The organism is Bacillus sp. cl96 (assembly GCF_900100505.1).
GTDB classification, from domain to species: Bacteria; Bacillota; Bacilli; order Bacillales; family Bacillaceae_G; genus Bacillus_A; species Bacillus_A cereus.
Map to the genome: position 1 here is coordinate 244,991 of NZ_FNDM01000008.1, position 14,426 is coordinate 259,416.

Genomic DNA, 14,426 nt, shown 5'->3' on the forward strand with positions numbered 1-14,426 from the left:
TATATAAAAGGGTGATTGTAATTGAATATCGCTTTCATCGGAGATAGTTTTCCAGATTCTTTATTATTAGAAAATGATGGGTATCCTTCTATTTTAAAAAAAGAGTTACAGTTACAGCATGGAAAAATAGTAAATATAGAAAAATACACTAAATCAGGAGTTGTAACTAGCGACATACGTGATTTGCTTGATGAAAAATTTTACCAAACGGATTGGGATTATGTAATCCTACATTTCGGAAATTTTGAAGCATTTCCGGCTTTATCAAAAAGTGCGCATAAATTTTTATTTAATAGGTGGATTAAAGAAGATTTAAGACATAGATTGAAATATCGGAATCGATTAACGGAGTATTCTTTCGAGTTGAAGCAGAACCTTAGATGTATATTAAATGATAGTTATGGTGTGGATTTTAAGATTAGTAAAGAAATGTACTATCAGCATTATAAAGATGTTGTGGAGCATTTAAGGGATAAGGGTAAAAAAAATATTATCTTAATTTCTCTTTCAAAAGTAGATGAACATATAAATCAGAATTATAACCATTATATTAATGATTACAATGAGGCCATAGAGGAAATAAGTAAAGAACTATCAATACCATTAGTAGATATCTTTGATATAAATGAAACCACCAACCAATATATCTACACGAAAGATGGATGGCATTGGAATGAGTTCGGTCACGCTTTAGTGGCTAAAAGAATGCTTAAAGAAATATTTAAAGTAGAAATGAAAAATATTTTTAAATACTATGATTTTCCTTCTCGGATGGAAAAAATAGAGAGTAAATCAATTTTTAAAATAGTATCTAAAAATCATATTTTGAGACTGTTAGAAATCTTTTGTCTGAAAATCCTAGGTACTTACATTAAATGTATTAATTGTAATAAGCGTAAAAGAGGGGTGGAAAAGGATGAATAAAATCTTTAAAAGCTCCTTTTTAATAATATTAGTAATATTATTAAGTAAAATTTTAGGTTTTATAAGAGAATTTTTTATCGTATATGTATTTGGGGTTTCTTTAGATACAGATGCATTTCTTATAGCTTCTGTAGTACCTCAGCTTTTGTTTTCGACGATTGATTTGGCATTTGCTGCAATATTAATTCCGATAATACAAGAAGTCAAAATTAATAATAAGGATAAACTACCAGGCTTTCTTTTAGCTCTCTCATTAAGCACTAGTATTATTTTAATATTGGTAACAGGATTGGGATTGTTATTTAATAAGAATATTATTAATTTAGTTGCAGTGGGATCTAATTCCGATGTGAAGGATTTGGCAGTGGTTTTAACGCAGATACTTATGCCGATGATTATATTTCAAGGGATTATACAAATATTAATTGCTGCATTAAGGGTTTTAGATAGGCCGATAATTGGTAATTTTATTGGTATTCCGTATAATATATTGGTTATATTTGGTATTTTTGTAGGGAAAAATTACTGGGGGATATATGGCGTCTCTATATTTATTCTTATAGGAACTGCACTGCAATCTGTATTATTAATAGTATATGGCTTGAAATTGAGGATGTTCAAAAGGTTCGAATTCAGTGAACAAAAATTATATTTGAAAAAAGTTGTAATCTTGGGTGTTCCTACGTTATTTTCGACTTTATTTGCCCAATTACAGGTTATATCAGAAAGAGTATTATCTTCTAGCTTAGAGACAGGATCAATCACTATTATTTTTTATGTTAATAAATTTTTCACACTAATTGTTTTTATTTTATTAACTTTAATAAATTCTATATTGTACCCTCAAATGTCCAAATGGGTATTAACAGAGGATAAGGGGAATTTTGAGGAGAAAATAAATCTAATTATTAAATATGTAGTTATTATTTTAATCCCGATAAGTTTATTTGTTTGTTTGAATGCTGATGGATTAATATATATGGTTTTGGGTCATGGGAACTTGGATGAAAAATCTTTATATACCATATCTATGGGATTTGGAATAATAATCGTGGGGCTCGTTGGAATCATTTTGAAAGATATACTTTTAAAGGTATTTTTTTCTAAACAAAAGGTTCGAATTGCAACGCACCTGAGTATTATAAGTATAATTTTTAATATAGTACTAAGTATAGCTTTTTGTAAATTATGGGGTATATATGGAATAATATGGGCAAACCCATTATCAGCTTATGCAACATGCATTTTATTATTTTATGTTTTAAATCGAAAGATGCAAATGAAAGTAAGAATTTTAATGAGGCGCACAGAAATAGTAGGATTGTTTGCAGTAAATATTCTATTGTACTTAGGACATTATTTAATAAATTTAATTAGTCCAAATATCTATATAAATGTAATTCTTAATGGATTATATTTCTTAGTTATTTTTGGAGGGTTTTATTGGTTTTGTGCGAGGAAGCTTCCGAGAAAAGAACTTCTTTATTCTGAAAGAATTTAAGAAGAGAAATGAGGGGAACTAAATGAAAGTATTGGTAACGGGTGTAGCTGGTTTTATTGGTTTTCATCTAACACAAAAGTTGTTAGATAGAGGTGTTGAAGTTATAGGAATTGATAATTTAAATGATTATTATGACGTTAGTTTAAAAGAAGGGAGATTATCTCAATTATCTCAACATAAGCATAAGAAAAATTTCGAATTTATAAAAATGGATCTAGTAGATAATCATCAAATCGAATCATTATTTAATAAAAATGATTTTGAAGTAGTAATTAATTTGGCAGCTCAAGCAGGGGTGAGATATAGCATTGAAAATCCTAGGGCATACATTGATTCCAATGTCGTGGGATTTCTAAATATTTTAGAAGGATGTAGAAATAAAAAGATTAAGCACTTAATATATGCTTCTTCTAGCTCTGTTTATGGAGCAAATAAGAAAATGCCATTCTCTGAAATAGATTCAGTGGATCACCCAGTAAGTTTATATGCAGCCACAAAAAAATCTAATGAACTATTAGCACATGCATATAGCCATCTGTATAAAATTCCTACGACTGGATTAAGATTCTTTACGGTATATGGTCCATGGGGAAGACCTGATATGGCCTATTTTAAATTTGCTAAAAATATTACTGAAGGAAAGCCAATTAATGTGTTTAATAATGGTGACATGTATAGGGACTTTACTTATATCGATGATATAGTAGAAGGGATTGTAAGGTTAATGGATGTAATACCAGAGCCGATGCAAGATTCAAATGTAATAGATCCTTCTAATAGTTATGCGCCATATAGAGTATATAATATTGGGAATAATAATCCAGAAAAATTAATGGAATTTATAAATATACTTGAAAAAGCTATAGGAAAAAAGGCTGAAATTGAATTTCTTCCAATGCAAAAAGGCGATGTGAAAGCAACCTATGCAGATATTAATAAATTAAACGGGGCGGTTGGATTTACACCTTCTACTTCGTTGGAAGTAGGCTTGGGTAAATTTGTAGATTGGTATAAAGACTATTATACTATTTCAAATATGTGAAGATAAATACAAAGTATGATAGTAAAGGAGAATTATATTTGTACGTTTTAATAATAATTGCATTATTATTTTCTGCTTTAAGTGGTATTGCGGAGAGGGTAGATTCAAACTCAGTTTTAATTTCTTCGTTAACTTTAATGGCTGTCATTGCTATTGTGTTCGTGTACTTACTAAAGTTAATAAAAAACAAAGAGATAAAAAAACATACAGGTATATACACCTTAATATTTATTAATGTATTGTTAATATTTATTAGTGCTTTTGCAACAACTATTAATGGTCAAGCCATAAAATTTATTGTGTATTATACATTTATGGCAATTATAGTAAATATCGTAGACGAAGATATATTATTGAAAAGCTGTAAAGTATTGGTATACACCTCTATAATTTTGTCGCTGGATATTATAGTACAAGGAATGGAATTATATAATACAGGGATAGATTTAGTTAACTTACGTAGCTTTACATTAATGGATAAACAATATTATACAGCTTTTTATGCGATTGTATTACCGATTAGTTTTTGGTTATATTTTGCAACGAAAAAGATAAGACATTTACTAATACTGGCGATTTCTGTTGTTTCGTGCATAGTATTAATGCAAATAAAAACCCTTTTAATTACAGTTCCGTTAGCTATTTATATAGTATTGTTTATTACAAGAGGATATTCTAGGAAAAAACTAGCCCTTTATGGGGGAATATTGATTCTTATTTTTCTTTATATGATTATAACTGGTAATGAAGCTTTAAACCAATTTTATGTAATCCTTTATTATATATTTGGAATGAGCAATAAGATACCACTTGAGTATATGAAGTATGTAGATACCTTAATTGTTAGGTTGGAGATTATTAGGAATGCTATGGAACATTTATCAAATAATTATTTACTTGGTATTGGGGTAGGTAATTATCCTGAAATCGTTCAAGGTAAGTCAGTGATGTCAATTGCGCGTAATATTTCTTATGATTTACCAAATGAAGCTGAAAGTGGTGTGCTACTTTTCTTAGTTGAAGGTGGAATACTAGGACTAGTTGCGCATATTTCAATTTATATATATATAGTTAAAGGTTATATGAAACGTCATAATAAAGAAAGTTTAGTACAAAATATTATTATTTCAATAGTGCTGACAAATGGAATTTCGAATATATTCCAAGATAACCTTAATTTTTTATATTGGTTTTTCTTAGGTAGTGGAGTGTATGTAACCAGTGCTTTATTTTCTAAAAATAAAATAGAAAATAATAAAAAAGAGAAAACTACTAAGAATTTAAATGTGACAGGGGTTACTAATCATGAAAATATTAATCTTTAACACATTGTATTATCCTAACATAATTGGTGGTGCAGAGAAGTCCGTTCAGTTATTAGCGGAAATGTTAGTGAGTAGGGGTCATGAACCTATTATAGTTTCTACTTTTACAGATGATAAAATTGATAAAGTAAATGGAATAAAGGTATATTATCTGCATCATAGAAATCTATACTGGTCGATAAATTCAAAAGATAAAAAAGCATTACAAAAAGTTTTTTGGCATGGTTTAGATGTATATAATCCAAGGTTCTCTAAGGAAATTACAAATATTATATTGAATGAAAAACCAGATGTAATTCATACGAATAATATTACAGGATTTTCAACAATACCGTGGATTATTGCAAAAAAATTTAATATCCCAGTGGTACATACCCTTAGGGATTTTAGTTTAATTTGTTCAAAGTCTACAATGTTTAAAGGATCAGATAATTGCAGTGGACAATGTTCAGAATGTAAAGTATTTTCAATGTATAAAAAAGGATTGACTAATAAGCAGCATGTTGATTATGTAGTTGGTAACTCTCATTTCATGATTCAAAGGCATAAGGAATTAGGGTTCTTTCAAGATACACCATCTGCAAGGATATTTAATGGTACCCATATTAGAAAAGAAGGACATAAAGATAAGCAATTGGTTGGTAAATTAAAGTTCTTTTATATGGGGAGAATTGATTATACAAAAGGAATAAAACTATTATTAGATGTCTTTACTAAGGTTCAAGATGCTGAGCTTATTTTAGCTGGAAAAGTTTATGAAGAAGAAATTGAGAAGAACATTGAAAAAAATACATATCCAAAAAATATAAAATTTTTAGGTTATATTAACCCTAATGATATATTAAGTGAAATCGATATATTAATTGCACCTTCTCTATGGAATGAGCCTTTACCTAGGGTTATTTTAGAAGCATACTCTTATGGAAAACCTGCTATTGGAACAGATAGAGGTGGGATTCCAGAATGTATTATTAATAATAAAACAGGCTTTATATTTAATCCTGATAATCCAATAGAGCTAGAAAAAATTATTAGATATATTATAGATAATCCTATAGAGGTGTCAAATTTCTCTAAGAATATACCTTCATATTTAGAAGGTTTTGATATTGAGAAAACAGTAGATTCATATATAGATGTTTATTCAAAAGTTATTAAATCATAAGTTGATTCAGATTATATTCAAGTTAATTTACTTGAATTAATATTCGAATATAAAAACATACATGTACGGTTTATGTGTGAATAAAATAGGAAGAAGGATAACTATGAAAATTGCAGTTGTTGGGACAGGCTATGTCGGCTTAGTTACAGGTGTTTGCTTATCTGAAATTAATCATCAAGTTATTTGTATTGATACAGATAAAGAAAAAGTGAAAAAAATGAAATCTGGTATATCACCTATATATGAGCCAGGTCTTAATGAATTAATGGTTAAAAATATAGAAAAAGACACACTTAGTTTTTCGACTAATCATGTAGAAAGTTTTCAAAATGTAGATGTTATTTTTATAGCTGTTGGAACTCCGCAGATGCCAGATGGGTCGGCAAATTTAATGTATGTTGAAAATGTTGCTAAATCAATTGGAGAAAGCATACAAAATGATGTTATTGTAGTAACAAAAAGCACAGTTCCTGTAGGGACAAATGATTTTGTAAAAAGAACTATTTTATCCAATTTAAAACATAACGTAAATATTAAGATTGCTTCTAATCCTGAGTTTTTAAGAGAAGGATCAGCTATTGAGGATACTTTTAATGGAGATCGTATTATTATTGGTACAGAAGATGAAGAAGCAGCAAGTATTTTAGAGGAAATGTATAAGCCGTTAGGGTTACCGGTTTTTAAAACAGATATCTATAGTTCAGAAATGATTAAGTACGCATCAAATGCCTTTTTAGCAACTAAAATTAGTTTTATAAATGAAATATCTAATATTTGCGAAAAACTGGGAGCAGACGTTGAAGACGTAGCGTATGGTATGGGGTTAGATAAACGTATTGGTAGATCCTTCTTAAACGCTGGTATCGGATATGGAGGATCATGTTTCCCGAAAGATACACACGCATTAGTCCAAATTGCTGGTGGGGTAGAACACAATTTTGAACTTTTGAAATCTGTAATTGAGGTAAATAATAAGCAGCAAAGATTATTAGCAGATAAGATAATAAGTAGATTAAATCCAATACAAGACAAGAGTGTTGCAGTATTAGGTTTGGCATTTAAACCAAACACTGATGATATGCGTGAAGCCGCATCAATCGTAATTATTAAGGAATTAATTGCTGCCGGAATTCAGGTGAAAGCATATGATCCAATTGCGATAGAAAATGCGAAGGAAATTCTGCCAGAGGAAGTCCAATATGTATCAACTTTAGATGATGCATTAATTGGGGCGGATGCAGCTGTAATTATAACTGAGTGGGAAGAGTTTCAAAACATGGATTTATATCATTTGAAAAATGTATTAAAGGAACCTGTATTATTTGATGGGAGAAATTGTTTTGAGTTAAGTAGGATGAATGAGCTAGGGATAGAGTATTATTCTATAGGCAGAAGCAGTATTATTCCAAAGGGAAATTTAATGGAGATTTAATGTTTTATAAAAATAGCAAGCACCAGTTTTACGGGTGTTTGCTATTTTTATTTAAAGATTTACTAAAGATGATTTATAAGGGAGCTATTCTATGCAAGTATACATTAATGGGAGATTTTTAACTCAAAGAGTTACGGGTGTTCAAAGGTTCGCAATAGAGACTATTAAACAACTAGATTTATATGAGGATTATAATTTTATTTTGTTAGTTCCTAAAGATTGCACAATTAATTATGAATTTAAAAATATTAGAGTGGAAAAAATAGGTGCTTTAAATGGGCATTTGTGGGAACAATTAGAGTTAGCTCGATATGTAAAAGGTCATCCCCTAATTAACCTGTGTAACACAGCACCACTTTTCAAAAAAAATCAAATCGTTGTTATTCATGATGCTGCAGTATATACGTCACCGCAAGGCTTCTCATTTTTATTTAGAAACTGGTATAAGACAATGTTTTATTTTATAAGTAAAAGAACGAAGGAAATATTAACAATATCGGATTTCTCTACAAAAGAGCTTATGCAATATTTGAAATTGAAAAAACAAAAACTAGGGTTTATCTCAGAAGGAAAAGAGCATTTTGAAAGTATTATAGAAAATACGGAGGTACTACAAAAATTTAGCCTTAAAAAGAATAATTACGTTTTGGCGGTTAGCAGTTTAAATCCTAATAAAAACTTTAAGGCTTTAATACAGGCGGCAGGACAATTACTAAATGAATCATTTGATATTGTAATAGCGGGTGGAGCAGATCCGAAAGTATTTGGAGATGTTAACATCGAGGGAGCTAATATAAAATATTTGGGATATATAACGGATGAGGACTTAAAAGGGTTATATAGAAATGCAGGTTGCTTTGTATTTCCTTCTATATATGAAGGATTTGGTTTACCGCCTTTAGAAGCCATGTCAGTTGGGTGCCCAGTATTAGTATCAAATATGGGACCAATGCCTGAAGTTTCTCAAGATGCTGCTATATACTTTAATCCTTATGACACCGATGAATTGGCTAGTAAAATTAAATTAGTGATGAGTAATGATAATCTTCAAACTGAATTAAGTGAGAAAGGGTTAAAACAAGCTCAAAAATTTTCGTGGACTACATCTGCAAAACAATTAATAGAAACTATAAAAAAGTTAGATTAGTTTTAGAAAAGGGGTCAAATGAATTTGAAGATAATGCATATTGGTGAATATGTAAAAGGTGGAGTAGCAACTTATTTACAAGAAGTTGTAAAATATCAGAATGAAAACAGAGAAGTTTTAAATTTAAAAGTGATGTTAAGTGATACAAATTCAGATAAAAATTTTAGCATGAACAAAGAAGATATTGAAGCATATCCTTATGAGAGAAATATAAAAAGTATTATCAAAGCGATGTTTTATGTGAATAAAAATATAAAAGAGCATAAACCAGATATAATTCATATTCATAGTACATTTGCGGGTTTTTTTGTAAGAGTCCCATTATTATTTCAAAAGAAAAGATATAAGGTTGTGTACTGTTCTCATGGGTGGGCTTTTTGTATGGAAACGTCCGCTCTTAAGAAAAAAGTATATGAAATTGTGGAGAGAGTTTTAGCTACAAGAACAGATAAGATTATTAATATATCTTCTAGCGAACATGAGGAAGCATTAAAAAGAGGGTTATCTTATGAAAAATGTGAATTAATTCATAATGGAATCTCTACGGATTTACATGAGGGAGATATAGAGTATAGAATCGATCCTTCCAAAATTAATTTGTTGTTTGTAGGAAGATTTGATCGACAAAAGGGATTAGACATTTTATTGAAGTTTTTTGAATCATATCAAAATCATAATATTAAGCTACATATTATAGGGGAAAGTATATTAAATAATGACGATATTGAAATCCCATCTAATGTGGTATCTATTGGATGGATTAATCATGAACATATTGATTCTTATTATAAACTGTTTGATGCAATCATCATTCCTTCACGTTGGGAAGGTTTTGGATTAGTTGCAATTGAAGCAATGAAAAACAAGAAGGCTATTATTGTAAGTAATCGTGGTGCGTTACCTGAATTAGCAAATACAAGTAATGGGTATGTATTTGATTTGAATAATTTAGATACATTAAAAGAGTTGTTGGATAATTTAAACAAAGAAGAATTAATTGTTAAAGGCTTAAACGGATTTAATGAATTTGAAAAAAAATACACAAGTAAAAAGATGAACACAGAAATTATTAAATTATATAAGAATATTTTATAAAAAAAAGTGGGTGAATTATTTTGAAATTAATTTTACTTTCAGGGGGATCAGGAAAAAGGTTGTGGCCTCTATCGAATGACTCGCGCTCTAAACAATTTTTAAAGGTACTGAAAAATGAAGAGAATGAAATGCAGTCTATGGTTCAAAGAGTATGGTCACAAATAACGGCATTGAACATGGAGGCAGATGCGGTTATTGCTACAAGCAAATCTCAAGTAGATATGATTAATAGTCAGTTAGGGAATGATGTACCTATTATCATCGAACCAGAGCGTCGTGATACATTTCCAGCAATAGCCCTTGCTGCTTCATATTTATACTCTAAAGAGCATGTTGATCTGAATGAGGTAGTAGGTGTATTACCTGTAGATCCATATGTAGAAAATAGTTTTTTTGAAAGATTACTGGATTTAGAAAAGGCGATAAACTCTTCAAATGCAGATTTAGGTTTAATGGGAGTTAAACCTACATATCCATCTGAAAAATATGGTTATATTGTTCCGAATGTAGGGATAAGCACGAAGCAAATTATTCAAGTAAGCCATTTTAAAGAAAAGCCATCTATTACTGATGCTGAAGAATTGTTGAAACAAAATGCACTTTGGAATTGTGGTGTATTTGCATTTAAATTAGATAAAATTATTTCTCTATTGGATCAAAAGGGTCTTCCTGTTCAGTATGATGTATTAGTCCAACAATATGCAAGTTTACCAAAGATTAGTTTTGACTATGAAGTAGTAGAAAAAACAGAGAATATTATTGCATTACCTTATAATGGTTCGTGGAAGGATCTTGGAACTTGGAATACTCTTACGGAAGAAATGGGAACAAACATCCTTGGTAAGGGGAACATGGGAGCTGAGTGTGAACAGAATCATATTATTAACGAATTAGATATTCCAGTTTCTGTATTAGGGCTTTCTAATATAATTGTAGCTGCTAGTCCAGATGGTATTTTAGTTTCAGAAAAGGAAGCTAGTCCTCGAGTAAAGGAATTAGTTGGTGATTGGGATCAAAGACCAATGTATGAAGAGCGACGCTGGGGTTGGTATCGTGTGCTAGACCATACTAAATATGCTGAAGGGAATGAAGTATTAACAAAGCGTATTGGTATTACAGCTAATAAAAATTTAAGCTATCAATACCATAATAACAGAAGTGAAGTTTGGACAATTGTAAAAGGCGAAGGTATTTTTGTGTTAGATAATGAAATAAGAGTTGTTCGTGTAGGGGATGTGTTAGAAATTCAGCCAGGGCAGAAGCATGCGATTAAGGCTGTTACGGATTTAGAATTTATTGAGGTACAATCAGGTAGCGAATTGGTTGAAGAAGATATTGTTCGAATCTATATGCAATGGAAAGAAATAGAAGAAGTTTGTTATTTAAAGAAGTAAAAATTAGTAATAAGAGTGGCTAGAGGTGGAGTTATTTTGTATAAAGAACCAATACTTTTTCAACCAGTATTACAGGAACGGATTTGGGGAGGAGAATCTTTAAAGGGATTTAATTATGATTTACCTTCACAAACGACCGGTGAGTGCTGGGGAATTTCTGCTCATTTAAACGGACCAAGTATTGTTAAGAGCGGTAAATATAAAGGTTTAACGTTAAAACAATTATGGGATGAGCATAGAGTGTTATTTGGTAACTATCAAGCTAATCAGTTTCCATTATTAACAAAAATTTTGGATGCGAAAAAAGATTTATCTGTGCAAGTACATCCGAATGATGAATTTGCAAATGTTCATGAAAACGGTGAGTTAGGGAAAGCAGAATGTTGGTATATTATTGACTGTAAAAAAAATGCTGAAATGGTGTACGGACATACCGCTCAAACTAAAGAAGAATTTAAAAGGCTGATTGAAAATTGCGAATGGGATAGATTACTGCGTCGCATGCCAATTAAGCCTGGAGATTTCTTCTATGTACCAAGTGGAACGATTCATGCATTATGTGAAGGAACATTGGTATTAGAAACACAGCAAAGTTCAGATACGACATATCGTGTGTATGATTATGATCGTGTTGATAGTGTTGGAAATAAACGAGAACTACATGTTGAAAAATCAATCGCTGTATCCATGATTCCCCATGAGGATTATAGAGTTTATCCTGAAATTGAAAAAGAGAATGGTGCTATTATTACTAAATATGTAAGAGAAAAGTACTTTTCAGTTTGTAAATGGGAGATTCAAATGGAAGCATCTTTTCATCAGAATCAACCGTTTCAATTAGCTAGTGTAATTGAAGGTGAAGCGATCTTAAGAACTCTAAGTGGGGAATTTAGTATAAAAAAAGGAGATCATTTTATTCTTCCTGCTGGAATCGTAAGCTTTGTTATAAAAGGGAATGTGACCTTAATTGTATCTCATCCATAGAATATGTCACATTAATTTTACGATTTAGCTTTATCATTTATTAGTATTGCTATAATATAATTAAGAAGTCTTAGCATTTTGTTTGTAATTATAAGCAAAGAGGGTATAAGAATGAAAAAGAAAATTTTATTTTGGATTCTCGGTATAATAGGTGTTCTCATTATTGGAGGCGGTGCATATGCATATCATGTTTATTCTAACATATCAAGTACATTAGATGCTGTGCATAAACCGTTAGATCGTGAAAAGTCAGATAAACGATCAGAAAAGGTAGATGTAGCAGATAAAAAACCAATCTCAATTTTGTTAATGGGAAGTGATCAACGAAAAGATGAGGTAGGACGATCAGATTCTCTTATGTTGTTTACTTTAAATCCAAAGACAAAATCTATGAAAATCACAAGCATACCACGTGATTCTTATACAGAAATTGTTGGGAAGGGTAAAAAAGATAAGATTAACCATGCTTATGCATTTGGTGGTATTGATATGGCTGTAAAAACAGTTGAGAATTTTCTTAACGTACCAGTTGATCATTATATTGAAGTAAATATGGCCGGTTTTAAAGACATTGTTGATGCTGTTGGTGGAGTAGATATTAGTAATGATATGGACTTTACAATTGATGGAGTTCATTATGCAAAAGGTGACTTACATTTAAATGGAGATAAAGCATTACTATATTCTAGAATGAGATATCAAGATCCACGCGGTGACTTCGGTCGTCAAATGCGTCAACGTCAAGTTATCCAAGCGGTAATTAAAAAAGGTGCAAGTGTATCTTCTCTAGCAAGCTATGGTGATGTATTAAAAGCGATTGAGAAAAACGTTAAAACAAGTTTAACGCAAGATCAAATGTTTGATATTCAAAAGAACTATAAAGATTGCATGCAGAATAGTGAAGAAATTCAAATCCCAGGTGATGGTCACAAAGCCGCTGATGGTATTTGGTATTACTATGTTCCAGATGCAGCGAAACAAGATTTAACGAATAAGTTAAGAGCGCATCTTGAATTGACTAAGTAATATGTAACAACCCAACTCCTTTGGAAGGAGTTGGGTTTATTTTTGCATGGATTTATATTAATATTATATGTTGTGAGATTAATAGATGAGGTGAATTGATGAATAAGAAAGCAGTACTTGTTCTTGTTGTCTTTGTATTGTTTGTTGCTTCGATTGTGAGTGGTAAATTGTACTGGAATAAGAAGATTGCAAATGCGACAGGACAGACGAGTGAAGTAACGAAAACAAAGGCTGAAGTGAAAGATAGCGGAGCGAAGAAAGAAGAGAAAAAGGAAGAGGAAAAACAAGATGCGAAGTCATCTTTTAATGAGGCATACGCGAAGAATTTGCCAGATGCAGTGAAAGAGAAGTTAAAGAAAGCTGCTGAGGATAAAAAGGCAGTAAATCTTGTTATTGTTGGTGATGAAGCCTCTTCATCTGAAAAAGGTACTTGGGCAGCTAAGTTAACGGCTAATTTAGAAACTGCTTACGGTAAAGGTTTATGGAAAGTGACGGTAAAGGAATATAAGGGTGAAAGCACAGAAGAATTAATTACGAATAAACTTGATAAAGAGATTGCGAAAGAGAATCCTGATGTGATTTTATTTGAGCCACCATTTATTACTGATAATGGTAAAACTGGTAATGGGAACTCTGTCGCAAATACGCAGAAGTTCGTTCAATCACTTTCTACTAGTGCAAAGGGTGCTACAATTATGATTCAACCATCAAATCCAGTATATGGTGCGAAGAATTATCCGAAGGCAATTGAGGCATTGAAACAATTTGCAACGCAAAATAATTATACATATGTTGATCACTGGGGAGCATGGCCTGATGCAACAACAAAGGCTATCTTACCATATTTACAAGAAGAGTTTGGTTTCCCAAGTGCTAAGGGGCACGAAGTTTGGGCTCAATATATAACGGATTATTTTGTAGCTAAGTAATAAGAGTTATGTGTAAATAACAGAAATTAATTTATTACTTTTTAAGGTATGTGTTTTGTAGCATACCTTTTTAATTTGAATTTGGAGGATATTAATATGAATTGGAAACAAGAATTTAGTCGCTGGCTTTCTTACGCACAATTAGATTCAGAATTAAAAGAACAGCTAGAAAATATGAAGCAAGATGAGAAGAAAATCGAGGATAGCTTTTATAAAAATCTAGAGTTTGGCACAGGTGGTATGCGTGGTGAACTTGGTGCTGGTACGAACCGTTTAAACGTATATACAGTTCGTAAAGCAACAAAAGGATTAGCAAGCTTTATTGAAAAATTAGGTGAGGAAGCGAAAAAACGCGGTGTTGTTGTAGCCTATGATTCTCGTCATAAATCACCTGAGTTCGCAATGGAAGTTGCTGCTACACTTGGGGCACGCGGTATCACAACATATGTGTTTGAAAGCTTA

At 31.1% G+C, this 14,426-nt stretch carries 12 protein-coding genes and 1 pseudogene; all 13 read left to right on the forward strand.

Translation table 11 applies throughout. The features are described from left to right. The first annotated feature begins 21 nt into the window (after positions 1-21). A complete protein-coding gene (locus BLT20_RS18975; protein WP_016123872.1) occupies positions 22-924 on the forward strand; it encodes an SGNH/GDSL hydrolase family protein in 903 nt (300 codons plus the stop codon). Further along, complete coding sequence (gene murJ, locus BLT20_RS18980; RefSeq protein WP_001033174.1) at positions 917-2,425, forward strand: murein biosynthesis integral membrane protein MurJ; 1,509 nt, start codon at positions 917-919, stop codon at positions 2,423-2,425. Before BLT20_RS18975 ends, murJ begins: the two co-directional genes overlap by 8 nt. 22 nt (positions 2,426-2,447) lie before the next feature. Further along, positions 2,448-3,467, forward strand: coding sequence for an NAD-dependent epimerase (locus BLT20_RS18985; protein WP_000866954.1), 1,020 nt, complete (start codon positions 2,448-2,450; stop codon positions 3,465-3,467). A 38-nt stretch (positions 3,468-3,505) separates the two neighbouring features. Further along, a complete protein-coding gene (locus tag BLT20_RS18990; protein WP_000289410.1) occupies positions 3,506-4,792 on the forward strand; it encodes an O-antigen ligase family protein in 1,287 nt (428 codons plus the stop codon). Beyond that, on the forward strand, positions 4,773-5,957 hold the full coding sequence (locus tag BLT20_RS18995; protein WP_000697515.1) for a glycosyltransferase family 4 protein: 1,185 nt from the start codon (positions 4,773-4,775) through the stop codon (positions 5,955-5,957). The genes BLT20_RS18990 and BLT20_RS18995 overlap by 20 nt, the downstream gene beginning before the upstream one ends. A gap of 103 nt (positions 5,958-6,060) precedes the next feature. After that, positions 6,061-7,389: a UDP-glucose dehydrogenase family protein gene (locus BLT20_RS19000; RefSeq protein WP_000686366.1), complete on the forward strand. Its 1,329-nt coding sequence runs from the start codon at positions 6,061-6,063 to the stop codon at positions 7,387-7,389. A 91-nt stretch (positions 7,390-7,480) separates the two neighbouring features. Then, a complete protein-coding gene (locus BLT20_RS19005; RefSeq protein ID WP_001198519.1) occupies positions 7,481-8,536 on the forward strand; it encodes a glycosyltransferase family 4 protein in 1,056 nt (351 codons plus the stop codon). An 18-nt stretch (positions 8,537-8,554) separates the two neighbouring features. Then, positions 8,555-9,631: a glycosyltransferase gene (locus BLT20_RS19010; RefSeq protein WP_033684602.1), complete on the forward strand. Its 1,077-nt coding sequence runs from the start codon at positions 8,555-8,557 to the stop codon at positions 9,629-9,631. A 20-nt stretch (positions 9,632-9,651) separates the two neighbouring features. Beyond that, positions 9,652-11,025, forward strand: a complete 1,374-nt coding sequence (locus BLT20_RS19015; protein WP_000767075.1) for a sugar phosphate nucleotidyltransferase — start codon at positions 9,652-9,654, stop codon at positions 11,023-11,025. 36 nt (positions 11,026-11,061) lie between these two features. Continuing rightward, positions 11,062-12,009, forward strand: a complete 948-nt coding sequence (gene manA / locus BLT20_RS19020) for a mannose-6-phosphate isomerase, class I (RefSeq protein WP_000276316.1) — start codon at positions 11,062-11,064, stop codon at positions 12,007-12,009. A 111-nt stretch (positions 12,010-12,120) separates the two neighbouring features. After that, positions 12,121-13,035: a polyisoprenyl-teichoic acid--peptidoglycan teichoic acid transferase TagU gene (locus tag BLT20_RS19025; RefSeq protein WP_000727044.1), complete on the forward strand. Its 915-nt coding sequence runs from the start codon at positions 12,121-12,123 to the stop codon at positions 13,033-13,035. A 98-nt stretch (positions 13,036-13,133) separates the two neighbouring features. Continuing rightward, positions 13,134-13,964 carry an SGNH/GDSL hydrolase family protein gene (locus BLT20_RS19030; RefSeq protein WP_073339259.1) on the forward strand — a complete coding sequence of 277 codons (831 nt, stop codon included), beginning with the start codon at positions 13,134-13,136 and terminating at the stop codon, positions 13,962-13,964. 96 nt (positions 13,965-14,060) lie between these two features. Beyond that, positions 14,061-14,426: pseudogene (locus BLT20_RS19035) on the forward strand (phospho-sugar mutase); the annotation flags it as partial.

Bases quoted from the DNA above. Each gene is read 5' to 3' on its own strand.
- BLT20_RS18985 (WP_000866954.1), top strand. From the start codon at position 2,448: ATGAAAGTATTGGTAACGGGTGTAGCTGGTTTTATTGGTTTTCATCTA.
- BLT20_RS19005 (WP_001198519.1), top strand. From the start codon at position 7,481: ATGCAAGTATACATTAATGGGAGATTTTTAACTCAAAGAGTTACGGGT.
- BLT20_RS18995 (WP_000697515.1), top strand. From the start codon at position 4,773: ATGAAAATATTAATCTTTAACACATTGTATTATCCTAACATAATTGGT.
- BLT20_RS19030 (WP_073339259.1), top strand. From the start codon at position 13,134: ATGAATAAGAAAGCAGTACTTGTTCTTGTTGTCTTTGTATTGTTTGTT.
- BLT20_RS19025 (WP_000727044.1), top strand. From the start codon at position 12,121: ATGAAAAAGAAAATTTTATTTTGGATTCTCGGTATAATAGGTGTTCTC.
- BLT20_RS19010 (WP_033684602.1), top strand. From the start codon at position 8,555: ATGAATTTGAAGATAATGCATATTGGTGAATATGTAAAAGGTGGAGTA.
- BLT20_RS19000 (WP_000686366.1), top strand. From the start codon at position 6,061: ATGAAAATTGCAGTTGTTGGGACAGGCTATGTCGGCTTAGTTACAGGT.
- murJ (WP_001033174.1), top strand. From the start codon at position 917: ATGAATAAAATCTTTAAAAGCTCCTTTTTAATAATATTAGTAATATTA.